Below are 15,678 nucleotides of genomic sequence, written 5' to 3'. Positions count from 1 at the left end.
AAGTCACAGCAGACCGGTCCGCCGATACACCCGGGCGGCCGCGGGCGTCAGCAGCCCCACCGACCCGAGGAAGTCCATCAGGTTCGCGCAACTTGTCCGCAGCAACGACCGGTGGTGCTCGTTGCGCTGCGCCTCGCGTACGGCGCGCTCGGCATCCAGCCCGACGTTCGCGTAGACCTCGCGGCTCACCATGCTCGACACGATCATGTCGGCGGCGATCGCGATCACCAACGCGCTCACCCATCGCCGCCCGCGCCCCGCACCGGCCAGCCGTTCACGGGTCTCCTCACGCGCGAACACCATGTGCCGCGACTCCTCCACCACGTGGATGTGATTCACGGTCCGCACCAGCGGCTCGACCCGGCGGTCCCGCATCCAGTCGCGCTGCATGACATCCAGGACCTCTTCGGCCACCAGAATCGCGGCATACGCCGTCTCACCGGTCGCGACCGTCTTGAACATCCGGCCGAGCTCGCGCGCGAGCAGCCGCGGGCGGTACGCCGGCTCGACCAGGCGGCCGGACGCCTTCGCGAACATGATCGAGTGCCGGCACTCGTCGGCGATCTCGGTCAGCGCCCACTGGAACTCGGCGCTCCGCGGCGGCTTGTCGTAGACGTCCCGCAGGATCATCTGCTGCAGGATCAGCTCGAACCAGATCCCGGTCGACGCTACCGACGCGGACTCGTGCCGGGTCAGCTCGCGCTGCTGCGCCTCGGTCAGCTCGTCCCAGTACGGCGTCCCGTAGAGCGTGCTCCACTCCGGCGACATCCCGTACCCGTCGCCGACCGGCGCGTCCCAGTCGATCTCGGTCTCCGGGTCCCGGGACAACCGGCTCGCCGACCCGAGCAACCGCTCAGCGGTCTCGTCCATCGCGCACACCTCCGAGGCGATATGACATCGTCTATGTAACATAACCGATGTCCTACCGCCTGTCGAGCCTCGCTCGACTACCTCACGATCGCCGTGCGGCTCTTGCTCATGCTCCGCCCGGCACGAAACTGAACAGGCTCTGCCCCGTCACCAACGGCTCCGGCACGCCGGTGAAGCGGTGCGCGCCGACGCCGAAATCGGCGTCCGGATCGGATACCCACACCCGCTCGAAGCCGCGCGCCTCGAACCAGTCGCAGATCGTCGGCACCAGGTCGGGCTCGTCGCGATGGCGCGTCCAGATCACCGTCGCGCCGGTACGGCAGAGCTGCGGGCTCGCCGCGATCGTCCGCTCGATGTCCGCGGACGTGATGTTGCCGAAGATCCCGCACAGCAGCACCAACTCGGCCGGCACCATACCGACGTACTGATCGGTCAATGACGCGTCGCCCGTGACGACCTCGACCTGATCGAGACCGCTCGCCCGCTCCCGCGCGAACGCCGACAGCTCAGGGTCGAGCTCGACCAGGCGCGCATGGACGTCGGCGCGCCGCGGGTGATCCGCCAGTACGTCGATGACATCCCGGCCCTGCCCCGCGCAGAGGCTGACCACCGGCACCGGGCCGGCCGGGGCCTGATCGAGCGCCGCGCGTACCTGCGCCTGCACCGCCTCCAACCGCCGCGACAGCCCGGATTCTGGATCGTCGTACTTCGTGTGCCATGCCTGCCAGTCCATGTCAGGAGACATTAGAGATGCTGCGGTCCATCAGATCGAAAGCCTGATTGACCAGCGCCAAGGCGCGATCCCGCACCTCGTCGTCCCCGACGCCGTCCTGCGTCCACTGCTCGACCTTCCGGAGCACGAGTGGATGGACACTGAACACCTGATGCGCCAGCACCTGACCGGTCAGCTCACCCAGCTCGGATGCCAGGGCGGCAGCGACCGCGTCCTCATGCACCGCCCACATCTGCTGACCACGCGCCTGCAGCAACGCGCTCCCGGCCAGCACGCGGCGGAAGTGCGCCGTCGGACCGCCCGGATGATCCTCGAACCGGCCCAGCGACCGCCGGCGCAGCCCGGCGAGCGGACCCTCCCCCGGCTGCCGGTCGGCCACAGCCTGCAGCCAGCTCTGCTCGATCTCCTCCGACCGGTCGAAGAACAGATCCTCCTTGGCCGGGAAGTAGTTGAAGACGGTCTTCACCGACACGTCCGCCGCGGCCGCGACCTCGGCGACCGTCGTCCGATCGAAGCCGCGGTCGGCGAACAACCGCAGCGCCGCGTCCGCGATCCGCGTCCGGGTCTCGCGTTTCTTCCGCTCCCGCAGGCCTGGTTCAGCCATCTCTCCACCTCCTTGAACGCCAGCTTACATCGAGCTATATGTTTATAGAGAACTGTAAATATCGCTCGGACTGTAGGAGAACATCATGACCCGGACGTCGGTGCTGATCGTGGGAGGCGGGCTGGTCGGCCTGTCGGCGGCGCTGTTTCTGCAGTACCACGGCGTGGACTTCGTGCTCGTGGAACGCCGTACCGGTGCCTCCGTGCTGCCGCGGTCGCGCGGCGTGCACACGCGAACCGTCGAGCTGTACCGGCAGATCGGCATCGAGGATCGCGTCCAGGAGGCGGCTGCCACCGCCCTGAAGGCCGGCGCGTTCGGCGGTGCTCGCCATGGCCGGAACCTGATCGAGGCCGAGGGCCTGGACCTGAGCGCCCTGCACCAGAAGGGGATCGGCGGCGACCCGAGCCCGTCCACGTTCTGCTTCTGCCCACAGGTACTGCTCGAACCGGTGCTCGCCGACCTCGCCGGCGGCGACCTGCGCTTCGGCACCGAACTGACGGCGTTCAGCGCCGGCGCCGACACCGTGACCGCGACGATCGGCGACGAGCAGATCGAGGCGGACTACTTGATCGCCGCCGACGGCGCGGGCAGCCCGGTGCGGACCGAGCTCGGCATCGGCGGCTGGACGCTGCCGCCGACCCATCGGTACCTGAACGTCTTCGTGCACGCCGACCTGACCGCCGTCGTCGAAGGCCGCACGTTCAGCCAGTGCGATGTCGCCAACGACACGGTCCGCGGGATCATCCTCGCGAAGAACAACACTGACGAGTGGTCCTTCCACCTCGAGTACGACGGCACTCCCCCGGACAAGCCGCTCGAGCAGATCCACGCGGCGATCGGCCGCGACGACATCGCGGTCGACGTACTGGCGTCGAGCACCTGGGACACGCGCGTCCACGTCGCCGACGAGTACCGCCGCGGCCGGGTCTTCCTCGCCGGCGACGCAGCGCATCAGCACGCGCCGTGGGGCGGGTACGGCGCCAACACCGGCATCGCCGACGTACACAATCTGGCCTGGAAACTCGCCATGGTGCTGAACGGGCGTGCCGCGCCGGAACTGCTGGACACCTACGAGCCTGAGCGGCGGCCGCGCGCAGTACTCGCCGCGAAGCAAGCACGGCTGCGCACCGACTTCTTCGCCCGCTACGGCATCGAGACGGATACCAACGCCGCCGAGGTGGCCGAGCAGATCGATATCGGCGCGATCATGACGCGCTACAACTACACCGACGACGGGTACGTCGACGTACTGAGCGGTCAGGTGGGCACGCGGCTGCCGCACGTGGAGCTGTCCACCGGGCAGTCCACGCTCGACCTCTGCGGTCCAGGGTTCGTGATCCTGGCCGGGCCGGATGCGCCGGACTTCGGCGACGCGGTCCCGGTTGCACACTATTGGCAAAGGCACCGATGTGGACGGCGATTGGACCGAGCGAACCGGCCTGGCCGCGGACGGCGCACTGCTGGTCCGGCCCGACCAGCACGTCGCTGCGCGCTCCGACAGTGGCCTCACGCCCGCCAACCTGACCACGTTCCTGCCCTGACAGACGCAATCTGTAACCTCACGGTGACGGACAGGCAGGAACTTCCGGGGCCGATGGATAGTTGTTCTTCAGGAGCCTGCGCGCGATCAGAGGAGAGTCATGGCACGGCGTGTCGAACAGAAGGCTGCGGCCCGCGAGCGGATCGCGGCGCAGCTGGCCGCTCAGCAGCAGGCGGAGCGACGGCGGCGCCTGTTGCTCGCGGTCGGCGCGGTCGTCCTGGTCGTGGTGATCGTCGGCGGCCTGGTGACGATCCGGCTGGTCGGCGGCGGCAAGAAGACCGCGACCGGTCCGAGCGGCGCGGCCGACTCGGGTCTCGTCACCGCGCTCTCCTCGATCCCGGACTCGACGTTCGCCGCGGTCGGCACCAGCGAGGTCAAGGCTGCCCCGTCGGCGATCACCGCGCCGGCGCTGACCGCGGGCGGCAAGCCGAAGGTGCTCTACATCGGCGCCGAGTTCTGCCCGTACTGCGCCGCGGAGCGCTGGCCGGTGACGGTCGCGCTGTCCCGGTTCGGGACGTTCAGCAACCTCGGTACGACGCATTCCGCTTCCGAGGACGTGTTCCCGAACACGCCGACGCTGTCGTTCCACGGAGCGACGTACACCAGCCAGTACCTCGCGTTCACGGGCGTCGAGACGACCACGAACGAGATGGTCGGCAACGGGTACAAGCCGCTCGACACCCCGACGGCCGAGGACCAGAAGACGTTCGACACGTACAACAAGCCGCCGTACGTCGACAGCGACGGCTCGATCCCGTTCATCGATCTCGGCGGCAAGTACGTCGGGTCCGGGGCGACGTACAGCCCGGACCTGCTGGCCGGTAAGACGCAGACCGAGATCGCCGACGCGCTCAAGGACCCGTCGAGCCCGATCGCGAAGGCCGTCGACGGCTCGGCCAACGTCTACACCGCAGCGATCTGCAAGCTGACGAACAACCAGCCGGCCAAGGTCTGCTCGACCGACGCCGTGACCGCGGCGGCGGCCAAGCTCGGCGCGGCGAAGGGCTGAGCGTGACCGAAACCGCACAGCGCCCGTCCCGGATCTCGTTGGGCTGGATCCCCTGGGCCACGTTGGTGGTGTCAGTCGCCGGTCTCGCGGTGGCGGCGTACCTCACCTATGAGCACTTCACCGCCGGCACCACGCTCGCCTGCCCGGACACCGGGGTGGTCAACTGCGCCAAGGTGACAAGCAGCCAGTACTCGAAGGTCCTCGGGATCCCGGTCGCGCTGCTCGGCCTCGCGTTCTTCGTCGGTATGACCGCGCTGTCGGTCCCGCCGATGTGGCGTACGTCGTCCCCGTGGCCGGGCCGCTTGCGTGTGGTCGGCGTACTGACCGGAGTCGTGTTCGTCTGCTACCTGATCTGGGCCGAACTGTTCCAGATCAATGCCATCTGCCTGTGGTGCACGGTCGTCCACGCACTCACGCTGGTCCTGTTCGCCCTGGTGATCATCCGCCTGGCCCTGGTTCCGCCCGCGTCATGAAATAGCGTGACAGCGGGTACCGGGGCCACATGCGATGGCTGCGACTCCGTGGGCTGCTGCTGGCCAACCTGGTGCTGTTCTTCAGCTTCCTGGTCGGCCTGGCGTTCGTCGGCCACGCCCACGAGAACTCCGAACTCGCCGATCACGGCCAGGCGCCGCAGACCTTCGGGCAGTACGTCGGCTCGTCGTCGTTCGGCGAGGCGGTGTTCGAGAACTGGGAGTCCGAGTTCCTGCAGATGTTCATGTACGTCCTGCTCACGGCGTACCTGGTGCAGAAGGGCTCGGCCGAGTCCCGGCCCGTCGACGAGCCGGCACCGCAGGACGAGGATCCCCGCGACCACCGCACCGACCGGAACGCGCCTTGGCCGGTGCGGCACGGTTCCGCGCTGATTCTCAAGCTGTACGAGAACTCGCTGGCGATCGCGTTCGGGCTGGTGTTCCTGCTGTCGCTCTGGTTGCACGCGGCAACCGGCGCGGCGACGTACAGCGAGGACGAGGCGCTGCACGGTGGCGCGGCGGTGACGACCTGGCAGTATCTCGGGACCTCGCAGTTCTGGTATGAGTCGCTGCAGAACTGGCAGAGCGAGTTCCTGGCCGTCGCGGCGATCATCGGCGGATCGATCTACCTCCGGCAGCGGCGCTCGGCGCAGTCCAAGCCGGTGCACGCGCCACACTCCGAAACGGGCAGCTGATGAGCAAACATCCCGGAGCCGAGAAGTGGGTGCCGCACAAGGGCGGCATACGGAAGGTACGCGCGGAGCTCGACAAGTGCCGTGGTTGCGACCTGTGGAAAGACGCCGAGCGGGCCGTGGCGGGCGAAGGGCCGGTCCGGGCGCGGATGATGTTCGTCGGCGAGACGCCCGGCGATCACGAGGACAAGGAAGGGCACGTCTTCGTCGGTCCGGCCGGGCATCTGCTCGACAAGGCGCTGGTCGAGGCCGGGATCGAGCGGTCGGACGTGTATCTCACCAATGCCGTGAAGCATTTCCGCTTCGAGCTGCAGGGAAAGCGGCGGATCCACAAGACGCCGACGGCGAGTCAGATCACGGCCTGTCATCCGTGGCTGGTGCGGGAGCTCGAGATCGTGAAGCCGTCGCTGGTCGTCGTGATGGGCGCGGTCGCCGCCAAGGCTCTCCTGGGCTCCTCGTTCCGGGTCACACAAGAGCGCGGCAAGCGGGTGGAGCTACCGGGTGGCCTGCCGGCCGTGGCGACCGTGCATCCGTCGGCTGTCGTCCGCTCCGAGGAGTTCCGCCGGGACTTCGGACGCTTCGTCGACGACCTCCGCGTCGCGGTCGAGCTACTCGATCAGGCGATCGTGTAGTCGACCACCGAGACGGACTCCACGATCTGCCCGTCGGTCCGGGTCATCTGCTGGATCGGCATGCCCGGCAGGCTGGTCGCGAACCAGAAGATCTCGTCGGTCCCGCCGTGCCGCACGGTGTAGCGCAGGCAGTCCAGCGCGCCGATCCCGGTCTCGATCCGGTCCGGCTCGATCGTCGTGTCGTCGGCCGTGAACGAGGCGTGCCGCTGCAGGTCGAGCCAGGTCGCCTTCATCACCTCCGGCTCGCCGAGCGGAGAGCCGTCGAGCGACAGCCGCGAACGCTCCAGTGTGGCGCCGGCCTCGTCGCACTCGACGTACGTGCTGATCAGCAGGAACGGATCCGCTCCGGCCGATTCGACGCGGCGCGTGATGGACTTCCCCACCCTCGTCGCCATCCGGATCTCGGCGGCGGTGAACGGCGTCGGAGCCTGCCCGGCCTCCAGCACATGCGAATCCTCTGCCATCCGGCCTCCAAAGCTAGGACTCGATGCCACTTTAGAGGTCGGCCGCGTCGATGTCGCGGTCGATGTCGCAGTCGATTTGCTCCGGATAATGACTGGTTCGTGGTGCCGGTCTGCAACATTCTGGCGAGTGCGGGTAGCATGGGATCTCGATCGCGCACACAGGAGCGGTGCATTCTGAGCCGTGTTCCTGGGGGACCCTCTGGACGGCCCTCTGCACGTCATTGGGTACGTCACGGGGTCGCGCCTCGTCGGCGGGTCGGTCCCCGCGTGGTCCGGTATTCCGTCACGGCTCCGCCGTGGCACGACACAGGAGGAAATGTTGGCCCGACGAGGTCAGCGCCAGCCCGGCGCTACCCGTTCCGCTCCCCGTCGCCGGCGTCGCGTCCGTGACGGCGAGTCCGACGGTCTGATCCAGGTCCTCGCACAGGCTGTGCGCGAGGTCGAGGCCGCGGTCACCCGCGGCGCGATCAAGCCGTCGACCCGGACGAAGTTCCAGATCGTCGCCCTGCTGGTCCGCGAGGAGCGGTCCCGGGTGAACGGCGCCGAATCCGCCACCGAGGCGTACCGCACCGAGCAGCTCCGGCGGCTCGACGGGATCGCGACGATCCTGGCGAAGACCGCCGCGCTCGAGCCCTCGCTGCTCGGCCTGCTGGCCGAGGACGCGGTGATCTCCGAGGCGGCGGCCGCGCTCAAGCGGCAGATGCTGGAGGACGCCGGGATGGAGGCGCCCGAGGAGCCGCAGCCGGAGCAACCGGCCGCTCCCCCGGAGACGCAGACCCGTCGGGTGGTCCCGCAGGCCGTCGTGTCCCGGCAGCTCGCGAACCCGTTCCTCCCCCCGGACTTCTCGAACGCCCCGGCCCGGGCCGCCAAGCCGAGCCGGCTCGGCGGCTGGGAGCTGATCGGACCGCTCCTGCGCTCGTTCGAGCACGCCGCAGCCTCGGCCACCATGCACCTGCCCGACCCGACGCCGCTGCAGCTCGCCGGTGGCATCGACGCGCTTCGTCTCCGCGGGCTCGAGCTGATGCCGCACCAGGCCGGGCTGATCGAAGCCGCGGCGGAGGGCCACCGGACGTTCCTGCTCGCCGACGAGCCCGGTCTGGGCAAGACCGCCCAGGCGCTGCTCGCCGCGCAGGCAGCCGACGCCTACCCCCTGCTGGCCGTCGTGCCGAACGTCGTGAAGACGAACTGGGCCCGCGAGGCCGGCCTCTGGACACCCCGCCGTACGCCGACCGTGATCCACGGCGACGGTGACACGATCGACGGTTTCGCGGACATCGTGGTGGTGAACTACGAGATCCTCGACCGGCACGTCGGCTGGCTCGGCGACCTCGGGTTCCGCGGCATGGTCGTCGACGAGGCGCACTTCATCAAGAACAAGAAGTCGCAGCGGTCCCGGAACGTGCTCGACCTGGCCAACCGGATCCGCAGCCGGACCGCCCGGCCGCTGCTGATGGCTCTCACCGGTACACCGCTGATCAACTCGATCGAGGACTTCACCGCGATCTGGGAGTTCCTCGGCTGGATCGACGAGAAGGCGCCGCGGGCCGAGCTGATGGAGAAGCTCGACGCGACCGACCTGACCCCGGCCGACCCCGGGTTCAACGCGGCTGCGCGGGCCAGCGTCATCGACATGGGCATCGTCCGACGCCGCAAGGTCGACGTTGCCGCGGACATCCCGGCCCGCCGGATCGCCGACCTCCCGGTCGAGCTCGACGGTGCCGTCGGCCGCTCGATCCGGGCCGCCGAGCGGGAGCTCGCGGACCGTCTCGTCGCGCGGTACCGGACCGCGCTGGAGACCCGCCGTTCGGGTGTCGTCGTGGACGGCATCGACCACGACCTGGTCCGCCAGGTCGCCGGCTGGGAGCGGACCGAGATGGCGGCCAAGAAGACCGGCGACAACGTGTTCAGCCTGTTCCGCCGGATCGGTCAGGCCAAGGCGGGCCTGGCGGCCGACTACGCGGCGCAACTCGCGCAGAACGTCGGCAAGGTCGTGTTCTTCGCCCGCCACATCGAGGTGATGGACACCGCCGAGGAGCTGTTCGCCGAGCGCGGCATCCGGTACTCCTCGATCCGCGGCGACCAGACCGCACGGACCCGGCAGAAGAACATCGATGCCTTCGTCAACGATCCCGAGGTGTCGATCGCGGTCTGCTCGCTGCTGACCGCCGGCGTCGGCATCAACCTGCAGGTCTCCTCGAACGTCGTGCTCGCCGAGCTGTCCTGGACGAACGCCGAGCAGACCCAGGCCATCGACCGGGTGCACCGGATCGGCCAGGACGAGCCGGTCACCGCGTGGCGGATCATCGCCGCGCAGACCATCGACACCCGGGTGGCGGACCTGATCGACGCCAAGGCCGGTCTGGCTGCCAAGGCCCTCGACGGCTCCGACGAAGAGGTCGCCTCCTCGGCGGACTTCCAGCTGGAAGCGCTGGCCGCCCTCCTCACCCGGGCGCTGGAAGCCTCAGCCTGATAGCTCGCCCACCGGCAGCTCGACACCCACGGTGTTGGCTGCCGGTGCCAGCGGGCAGGTCCACTCCGGGCTGTAGGCGCAGGACGGGTTGTACGCGAAGTTCAGGTCGACGACGAACTCGTGAAGGTCGCCGCCCAGGTCCGCGCCCTTCACCGTGTCGATCAGGTAGCGGCCGCCGCCGTACGTCGACTTGCCCGCCAGCGCGTCCTTCACCGGGACGAACAGGCCGCCGCCGTACGACTCCAGCCACCACACGTCCAGGTCCCCCACCGGCAACTGGAGCACGCCGACGCGCGAGAAGGGGATCACCCCGTCGGTCGCGGACTGGAACTCCCAGCTGAACGGCTTCACGTCGGTCTCGATGGTCGCCTCGAACCGGAACTCCGGACGGTACGGCGCGACGGGCGCACCGGCGTACGTCGCGCGCTTTTCCGGCGGGACCGGTGAGGCGGGGTGGTTCGTCAGCAGCTCGTTGCGGGCGGCCTGCCATCGGGCGTGGGCGGCGGCGGGATCGTTCTCGGCGCGGACGTCTCGGTAGAGCGCGAAGACCTGTCGGCGCCAGTCGGCGACGGCCAGCGCGGGTGCCCCGAAGTTCCCTAGGTTCACGGTGTCTCCTGTCAGCTCTTGAGCGCTTCGGCGGATTTCGCCCAGTTGTCGTGCAGGCGGTCGACGTACGACTGGGCCTGCGAACCGGCCTTGCGGCCGCGGGCGAAGATCCGCATGTTGCCGCCGCCCGCGTTGTAGCCGAGGGCAAGCAACTCGTCCTTGGTGTAGAGATCGGCGCGTTTGCTCGGCAGCCGTTTCGCCAGGTCGTGCAGGTGCCAGGCCGCGGCCTGGATCGCCAGCGCGGGGTTGTCCGGGAGCTCCTCCCACTTCCGCTTCGCGAAATCGCGACCGCGTTTGGTCTCGTCGAACGCGGGCTTGTGCATGTTCGCGATCCCGAACGCCGGATCGGAATCGACTTCCGCCCACTGCCGCTCGAACTTCGGGTCGTGCGGTTTGTACGACTCGTTGTACAAGATTGCCATCAGCAACTGCGGGTTGATCCCGGCCTGCTTGGCGTACCGCCGTACGTCAGGCGCGAAGTGCGCCGGATCGTAGTCGTCGTACCACGGCTTCGCGCTGGACTCGGTTGGTTTGGTGGTCGTTGCCGGTTTTGTGGTGGTCGGCTTCGCGGTGGGGTCTGTTTTGGTGGTGGGGTCTGTTTTGGCGGTGGTGTCCTTGTCGGAACAGGCCGCCCAGACGCCTACGAGCAGTACTCCGACCGCCACCCACGACCAGCGTTTCGCCACGCCACCACCGTAGTCAGTCCGGGCAACGCGCCGTCCCGCGACACTTCCGGAAAGCGCTTGCTACGGTGGTGTGGTGATCTACGAGCTGAACCATGTCGGTGGTCGGGTACAGGATCTCGAGGCGAGCTTGTCGTTCTACGGCGGGCTCGGGGCGGAGGTGGTCGACCGGTTGTTCATGCCCGGTCCGCGCGTCAACCGGGTACACATCCAGCTCGCGACCGGCCTGGTCGAGCTGCTCCACCACGAGCAGCCCGACGCGCAGGCGACGTACGGGCTGAACCACATCGGCTTCATGACCGACGACCTCGACGGCGACTACGCGCGGCTGATGGACCTCGGGTACACCGAACTCTCGTCGCCCCGCGTGGCCGGGAGCGGGCAGGGCCGGCTCGCCTTCCTGTCCGACCCGAACGGCGTCCGCGTCGAACTGCTGCAGCGCTCGGAAGAGTTCCGCGTCCCACCCATCACGACGGGCCCGGTGCTCGCCTTCACGCACGTCGCGGTAGCGGCACCCGACCCCGAGGCGGCGGCCGAATTCTACGGCACCCACCTCGGCATGGAACGCATCACCGACGACACCTTCCGCCTAGGCCCCGACACCCTCAAACTCACACCCCCACCAGCCCCCGCCATCGCCCACCTAACCTTCACCACCCAGTCCCCCACCGCCGACACCCAGGACCCCGACGGCACCCCCATAACCTTCCTCCCCACGTAACCGGCCGCACCTCCCCCGCCAAACCGCGCGCCTCCCGCCTACCCGGACGCCCGCCCTCCCCGCCTAACCCGCCCCTCCCCGCGCCGCCCGCCCCGGGCACACCTCCCGCCCGGGAGGCGTCGGACAGGTAATGGAGGGGCGAGACACGGTATTACCTGTCTCCAGCCCCCGGCGCGCGGGTCCAGCCACCACCGCCGGCACCCACTGGGGAGTACAACCCACCTGAACCAACCAGCAAACCCCCAGCACTCAGACAGTCACCCCATCCGGAGACCTGGAGACAGGTAATGGAGGGGCGGGACACGGTATTACCTGTCTCCAGCCCCCGGCACGCGGGTCCAGCCACCACCGCCGGCACCCACTGGAACTGGGGAGTGCAACCCCACCTGAACCAACCAGCAGACCCCCAGCACTCAGACAGTCGGCCTATCCGGAGACTGGGGACGGGTAATGGAGGGGCGGGACACGGTATTTCCTGTCTCCAGGCACCGGCGCGCGGGTCCAGCCACCACTCGTGGGCAGCAGATGCGACGCCAGGCGGATCCGTCGCGCGGGCACGTCGTGGAGGTGGTGTTTGTTGGCGGAGCTCTAGCCTGGGGGCGTGTTCGACTATGACGGTGAGATGCGGTTCTTGCAGGGGCGATTTCGGGCTGCTTGTGGGGTGCGGGCCGGGGATCGGGTGCTTGATGTCGGGTGTGGGGGCGGGCAGACGACGCGTGAGGCGGCCGCGGATGCTGGGCGGGGGCGTGTGGTCGGGGTGGATGTTTCCGAGCAGATGCTTGAGCACGCGCGTCGGCGTACGGCGGAGGAACACATCAGCTATCTGCTCGCGGACGCGGCGACGTACGACTTCGGGGAGGCGGCGTTCGATGTGTGCATCAGCCGGTTCGGGGTGATGTTCTTCGCCGATCCGGTGGGTGCGTTCGGCAATTTGCGGCGGGCGTTGCGGCCGCGCGGCCGGCTCGTCGCGATGGTGTGGCAGCCGCGGGCGGAGAACGAATGGGCCCAGGTGATCCCGGCGACAATCGCCCGCACCACGGAGTCCGACCGCGCGGACGGGGTGTTTCGGGATGAGTCGCCGTTTGTGTTTGGGGATCCGGAGGTGACGCGGGGCATCCTCATGTCTGCGGGCTTTGGCGAGGTGACGTTTGCCGAGGTCCGCGAGCGGTTGTACTACGGGCCCGATGTCGAGACGGCGTACGAGAACGTGCTCCAGCTCCGCGAACCGCTAGCACTGCTAGCGGAATTGACTCCGGCCGACGCCGACCGTGCGAGAGCCGACTTGCGTGCGATGCTCGCGGCGCACGACAGCGGTGACGGTGTTCTCTTCGACTCCGCTGCCTGGATCGTCACCGCCAGCTGATCACGGACTGAAGACGGAGTGACCGGCGTCACATTCCACGAATGTCTTATCCGCCGGCGACCGCACGACGCACAGGCACAAGCACCACCCACCACTCATCAAGGAGCACCAGATGCGTTCCCTCATCACCACCGCGTTCATCTCTCTCGACGGCGTCGTGGACTCGCCCGGCGGCGAGGCGGGTTACCGCAACTCGGGCTGGACCTTCAAGGACATCGCGTTCGAGGAGGCGGCGTACGCGCTGAAGGGCGAGGAGCAGGACGCCGCCACCGCGCTGCTGCTCGGCCGGGTCAGCTACGAGGCGTTCTCGCCGGTCTGGCCGGGGATGACCGAGGACTTCGCCGGCTACAACGCGATGCCGAAGTACGTCGTCTCGACCACGCTCAAGGACAGCGACCTGGTGTCGAACTGGGGCGAGACCACCATCCTCCGTTCCCTCGACGACGTCGCGGCGCTGAAGGAGACCGAGGGCGGCCCGATCATCATCAACGGCAGCGCGACCCTCAACTGCAACCTGTCCGACGCGGGCCTGATCGACCAGTACAACCTGCTCGTCTTCCCCGTCCTTCTCGGCGCCGGCAAGCGGCTGTTCAGCGATGCCGACCGCGACAAGCTCAACCTCAACCTGACCTCGAGCGAGTCGTACGGCAACGGCATCCAGAAGCTTGTGTACGCCGTCCAACACTGAGCCCAACCAGCTTTGTCGGATCGCTGTACTACGGTTCGCGCATGGGTGTACTGGGGAGGCACGAGGACGAGGACTACTTGCCCGAGGACGGGATCCTCGTGGTGCAGGATGTGCGCGCGGGATCTTGGTACGAGGACCTCACCGCGACCGATGCGCATCCGGTCGGCACGCTCGGGCGGTCGGGACGCGGGTGGTTGTACGCAGCGGGCGGCGACGGGCCGTGCGTCGTCCGCCTGCAACTCCGCGACGACCGCCCGGCCGACGATGACCAATGGAGCGATGTCGTCGAGGTTCCGTACCTGAGTCCGAGCGGAACCGTCAGCCTGACAGGGCTCACGACCGGCCCCGGTGACGAGCACCTTCGGCTTGGTGAGCCCGGGATGTACCGCCTCCGCGCGGCGCACCGCCCGCTGCCGCCTGCGCCCGAACCTCCCCAGGACGAGGACGACCTCAAGCCGACCGACCTCTGGCAGCTGGACTTCTGGCCGGACAAGGAGCCCGCGGAGCCACCGCGTTGGTTCCGCCGCGACCGGCCGCCGGTGCGCAAGGCCGATCCGGGGTGGACGTCGGTGCTCGGGTTCCAGGACATCGAGGTAGCCAACGTCGTTGAGTGGGCCGGGCGGACCGGCGGGATCGACGGCACCGGCGGCATGACTCTCGACGACATCGACACCTGGGGCGCCGATCACCACCGCGGACCGAACTGGCTCGATCAGCCTTTGCGAGTCAACCAGCCTCGCGACGGTTGGCCGACACTCGCCGAGATCGCCCGGCAGGTCCGCGTCCCGGAGCCGAGGATCCGGCGCGACCTGCTCCCGCTGTACGTCGGGCTCCAGATGGTCACGTTCGACGGCACCCGGTACGCCGCTGTCGAGGACAAGCCCTTGGCGCAGGACGTGCTGCAACTGCCGGATCCCGTGAGCGCGTGGCTCGAACTATCCCAGGCAGTGAATCAGTACACCGCGTACGCCGCGGACCTGGTGTCGGTCGTGTTCTGGGGCGGCACCGAGCAGACGATCGCATCCCTCGCCGAGCGCACCTTGGCCTCGGAGGACGACGTACGCAACACTCTCCGGTACGCCGAGGAGCACAAGCTGCTCGAAGTTCAGCAGCGTGGTCCGGACGAGGTTTCCTTGACCATGTGTCCAGCAGCGAGGCCGAGGTAGATCCGTGAGTATCGACGTACGGCCCGCCAGTGTGTTCGACGACGTGCGGGCGGTGCTTGGGCCGAAGTCGCCGACGTCCAACGTGTGCTTCTGCTTGAGCTATCGGATTCCGTCCAAGCTCAACAACTCGCTTCGCGGGCCGGCGCGTGGGGCGTACGTCGAGGAGCTCTGCCAGGCGACGCCCGCTCCCGGCGTGCTCGCGTACGACGGTGACACGCCGGTCGGCTGGGCCGCGATCGCACCGCGTGCGGCGACAACGTTCGCGCGGAACCGGAAGATCCCGCAGGTGGACGATCTGCCGGTGTGGTCGTTGTGGTGCATCCGGGTCCGCCCGGGGCACCGCGGCCAAGGGATCTCGTATGCGCTGATTGCCGGCGCCGTCGAGTTCGCGCGCGAGAACGGGGCACCGGTCGTCGAGGCCTATCCTCTCGACAACGGCGACAGCAAGGTCGATCTCACGATGGCGTACGCGGGGATCCGCAAGAACTTCGAGCACGCCGGGTTCACCAAGGCCGCCGACACCACGTCGACACTCGCCGGGCATCCCCGCATCCTCATGCGTCTCGATCTCCACTGAGCCAGCGCGCGGCCGCGTGGTACGTGTCGTCCGGCCTGCTGTTGAAGGCGATGGCCGCGTCCGGAGCGTGCTGCCGCGTGAGGTTGACGATCCGTTCGAACAGCTCGAGCTGATCCTCGTTCTTCCGGATCCCGCCACCGATCACGACGCATTCCCACGGCTGCGCCGCCAACGCCGCGCTCACCACCGCCTCGATGTCGTCGCTGCCGTCCAGTCCGACCAGGCAGGTCTGTGCGCCGACGCCGTGCGACGCGAAGTCCGCCATCCCGATCTGGATCCCGGTCGCGACAGGCTCCGGATCCCACGGCCCGGGGACGCGGTACGGGTCGAGTCCGATCACGAGCACGCGTGCGTTGACGTCCATGCGCGCGACACTACTACTCGGCAGAT

General features: G+C 68.6%; 18 protein-coding genes and 1 pseudogene. 12 read left to right on the top strand and 7 right to left on the bottom strand.

Annotated elements, in window-relative coordinates; translation table 11 throughout:
- Positions 1 to 3: 3 nt before the first annotated feature.
- The 3 genes from E0H45_RS14905 to E0H45_RS14895 form a co-directional block, all read right to left on the bottom strand.
- On the bottom strand, positions 4 to 870 hold the full coding sequence (locus E0H45_RS14905) for an AurF N-oxygenase family protein (protein ID WP_238155014.1): 867 nt from the start codon (positions 868 to 870) through the stop codon (positions 4 to 6).
- Positions 871 to 976: 106 nt separating this feature from the next.
- On the bottom strand, positions 977 to 1,603 hold the full coding sequence (locus E0H45_RS14900; protein ID WP_131337935.1) for a class I SAM-dependent methyltransferase: 627 nt from the start codon (positions 1,601 to 1,603) through the stop codon (positions 977 to 979).
- 1 nt (position 1,604) lies between these two features.
- Positions 1,605 to 2,207 carry a TetR family transcriptional regulator gene (locus E0H45_RS14895; RefSeq protein WP_131337934.1) on the bottom strand — a complete coding sequence of 201 codons (603 nt, stop codon included), beginning with the start codon at positions 2,205 to 2,207 and terminating at the stop codon, positions 1,605 to 1,607.
- 85 nt (positions 2,208 to 2,292) lie between these two features.
- Here E0H45_RS14895 and E0H45_RS43855 point away from each other — a divergent pair.
- The 6 genes and pseudogenes from E0H45_RS43855 to E0H45_RS14870 form a co-directional block, all read left to right on the top strand.
- A pseudogene (locus E0H45_RS43855) lies at positions 2,293 to 3,252 on the top strand (FAD-dependent monooxygenase); the annotation flags it as partial.
- Positions 3,253 to 3,559: 307 nt separating this feature from the next.
- Positions 3,560 to 3,748, top strand: a complete 189-nt coding sequence (locus E0H45_RS43640) for an aromatic-ring hydroxylase C-terminal domain-containing protein (RefSeq protein ID WP_337590412.1) — start codon at positions 3,560 to 3,562, stop codon at positions 3,746 to 3,748.
- A gap of 99 nt (positions 3,749 to 3,847) precedes the next feature.
- On the top strand, positions 3,848 to 4,756 hold the full coding sequence (locus tag E0H45_RS14885) for a DUF929 family protein (RefSeq protein ID WP_131337933.1): 909 nt from the start codon (positions 3,848 to 3,850) through the stop codon (positions 4,754 to 4,756).
- Positions 4,757 to 4,758: 2 nt separating this feature from the next.
- Positions 4,759 to 5,229, top strand: coding sequence for a vitamin K epoxide reductase family protein (locus tag E0H45_RS14880; protein ID WP_238155012.1), 471 nt, complete (start codon positions 4,759 to 4,761; stop codon positions 5,227 to 5,229).
- A 29-nt stretch (positions 5,230 to 5,258) separates the two neighbouring features.
- Positions 5,259 to 5,921 (top strand): DUF6766 family protein, encoded by a 663-nt coding sequence (locus E0H45_RS14875; protein ID WP_131337932.1) that lies wholly within the window; start codon positions 5,259 to 5,261, stop codon positions 5,919 to 5,921.
- Complete coding sequence (locus tag E0H45_RS14870) at positions 5,921 to 6,550, top strand: UdgX family uracil-DNA binding protein (RefSeq protein WP_131337931.1); 630 nt, start codon at positions 5,921 to 5,923, stop codon at positions 6,548 to 6,550. Before E0H45_RS14875 ends, E0H45_RS14870 begins: the two co-directional genes overlap by 1 nt.
- Here the strand turns inward: E0H45_RS14870 and E0H45_RS14865 are convergent.
- Entirely contained in the window at positions 6,535 to 7,014 is a 480-nt protein-coding gene (locus E0H45_RS14865) for a hypothetical protein (protein WP_131337930.1), read from the bottom strand. The genes E0H45_RS14870 and E0H45_RS14865 overlap by 16 nt on opposite strands.
- Positions 7,015 to 7,330: 316 nt before the next feature.
- Between E0H45_RS14865 and E0H45_RS14855 the strand changes: the two genes are divergently transcribed.
- Positions 7,331 to 9,484, top strand: a complete 2,154-nt coding sequence (locus E0H45_RS14855; protein WP_238155011.1) for a DEAD/DEAH box helicase — start codon at positions 7,331 to 7,333, stop codon at positions 9,482 to 9,484.
- Here E0H45_RS14855 and E0H45_RS14850 read toward each other — a convergent pair.
- Entirely contained in the window at positions 9,476 to 10,090 is a 615-nt protein-coding gene (locus tag E0H45_RS14850) for a DUF1684 domain-containing protein (protein WP_202872346.1), read from the bottom strand. The two genes, E0H45_RS14855 and E0H45_RS14850, sit on opposite strands and share 9 nt — an antisense overlap.
- Positions 10,091 to 10,101: 11 nt before the next feature.
- A complete protein-coding gene (locus E0H45_RS14845; RefSeq protein ID WP_131337929.1) occupies positions 10,102 to 10,776 on the bottom strand; it encodes a transglycosylase SLT domain-containing protein in 675 nt (224 codons plus the stop codon).
- 73 nt (positions 10,777 to 10,849) lie between these two features.
- Between E0H45_RS14845 and E0H45_RS14840 the strand changes: the two genes are divergently transcribed.
- From E0H45_RS14840 to E0H45_RS14820, 5 genes are all read left to right on the top strand, one after another.
- Entirely contained in the window at positions 10,850 to 11,494 is a 645-nt protein-coding gene (locus tag E0H45_RS14840; protein ID WP_165546477.1) for a VOC family protein, read from the top strand.
- 601 nt (positions 11,495 to 12,095) lie between these two features.
- A complete protein-coding gene (locus tag E0H45_RS14835; RefSeq protein WP_238155010.1) occupies positions 12,096 to 12,857 on the top strand; it encodes a class I SAM-dependent methyltransferase in 762 nt (253 codons plus the stop codon).
- 112 nt (positions 12,858 to 12,969) lie between these two features.
- Positions 12,970 to 13,545: a dihydrofolate reductase family protein gene (locus E0H45_RS14830; RefSeq protein ID WP_131337927.1), complete on the top strand. Its 576-nt coding sequence runs from the start codon at positions 12,970 to 12,972 to the stop codon at positions 13,543 to 13,545.
- 41 nt (positions 13,546 to 13,586) lie between these two features.
- Positions 13,587 to 14,711, top strand: coding sequence for a hypothetical protein (locus tag E0H45_RS14825; RefSeq protein WP_131337926.1), 1,125 nt, complete (start codon positions 13,587 to 13,589; stop codon positions 14,709 to 14,711).
- A gap of 4 nt (positions 14,712 to 14,715) precedes the next feature.
- Entirely contained in the window at positions 14,716 to 15,288 is a 573-nt protein-coding gene (locus E0H45_RS14820; protein WP_131337925.1) for a GNAT family N-acetyltransferase, read from the top strand.
- Here E0H45_RS14820 and E0H45_RS14815 read toward each other — a convergent pair.
- A complete protein-coding gene (locus E0H45_RS14815) occupies positions 15,266 to 15,652 on the bottom strand; it encodes a hypothetical protein (RefSeq protein WP_131337924.1) in 387 nt (128 codons plus the stop codon). The two genes, E0H45_RS14820 and E0H45_RS14815, sit on opposite strands and share 23 nt — an antisense overlap.
- Positions 15,653 to 15,678 lie beyond the last annotated feature (26 nt).

The sequence above is a fragment of the Kribbella soli genome (genome assembly GCF_004331345.1).
Taxonomy (GTDB): Bacteria; Actinomycetota; Actinomycetes; order Propionibacteriales; family Kribbellaceae; genus Kribbella; species Kribbella soli.
Note: the sequence above shows the minus strand (reverse complement) of the source record. Positions and strands in the feature narration are given on the sequence as shown.

What these genes read in the sequence shown, in the direction of transcription:
- E0H45_RS14905 (WP_238155014.1), bottom strand. Translation starts at nt 870, where the DNA reads ATGGACGAGACCGCTGAGCGGTTGCTCGGGTCGGCGAGCCGGTTGTCC.
- E0H45_RS14900 (WP_131337935.1), bottom strand. Translation starts at nt 1,603, where the DNA reads ATGGACTGGCAGGCATGGCACACGAAGTACGACGATCCAGAATCCGGG.
- E0H45_RS14895 (WP_131337934.1), bottom strand. Translation starts at nt 2,207, where the DNA reads ATGGCTGAACCAGGCCTGCGGGAGCGGAAGAAACGCGAGACCCGGACG.
- E0H45_RS43640 (WP_337590412.1), top strand. Translation starts at nt 3,560, where the DNA reads ATGCGCCGGACTTCGGCGACGCGGTCCCGGTTGCACACTATTGGCAAA.
- E0H45_RS14885 (WP_131337933.1), top strand. Translation starts at nt 3,848, where the DNA reads ATGGCACGGCGTGTCGAACAGAAGGCTGCGGCCCGCGAGCGGATCGCG.
- E0H45_RS14875 (WP_131337932.1), top strand. Translation starts at nt 5,259, where the DNA reads ATGCGATGGCTGCGACTCCGTGGGCTGCTGCTGGCCAACCTGGTGCTG.
- E0H45_RS14870 (WP_131337931.1), top strand. Translation starts at nt 5,921, where the DNA reads ATGAGCAAACATCCCGGAGCCGAGAAGTGGGTGCCGCACAAGGGCGGC.
- E0H45_RS14865 (WP_131337930.1), bottom strand. Translation starts at nt 7,014, where the DNA reads ATGGCAGAGGATTCGCATGTGCTGGAGGCCGGGCAGGCTCCGACGCCG.
- E0H45_RS14855 (WP_238155011.1), top strand. Translation starts at nt 7,331, where the DNA reads ATGTTGGCCCGACGAGGTCAGCGCCAGCCCGGCGCTACCCGTTCCGCT.
- E0H45_RS14830 (WP_131337927.1), top strand. Translation starts at nt 12,970, where the DNA reads ATGCGTTCCCTCATCACCACCGCGTTCATCTCTCTCGACGGCGTCGTG.
- E0H45_RS14825 (WP_131337926.1), top strand. Translation starts at nt 13,587, where the DNA reads ATGGGTGTACTGGGGAGGCACGAGGACGAGGACTACTTGCCCGAGGAC.
- E0H45_RS14815 (WP_131337924.1), bottom strand. Translation starts at nt 15,652, where the DNA reads ATGGACGTCAACGCACGCGTGCTCGTGATCGGACTCGACCCGTACCGC.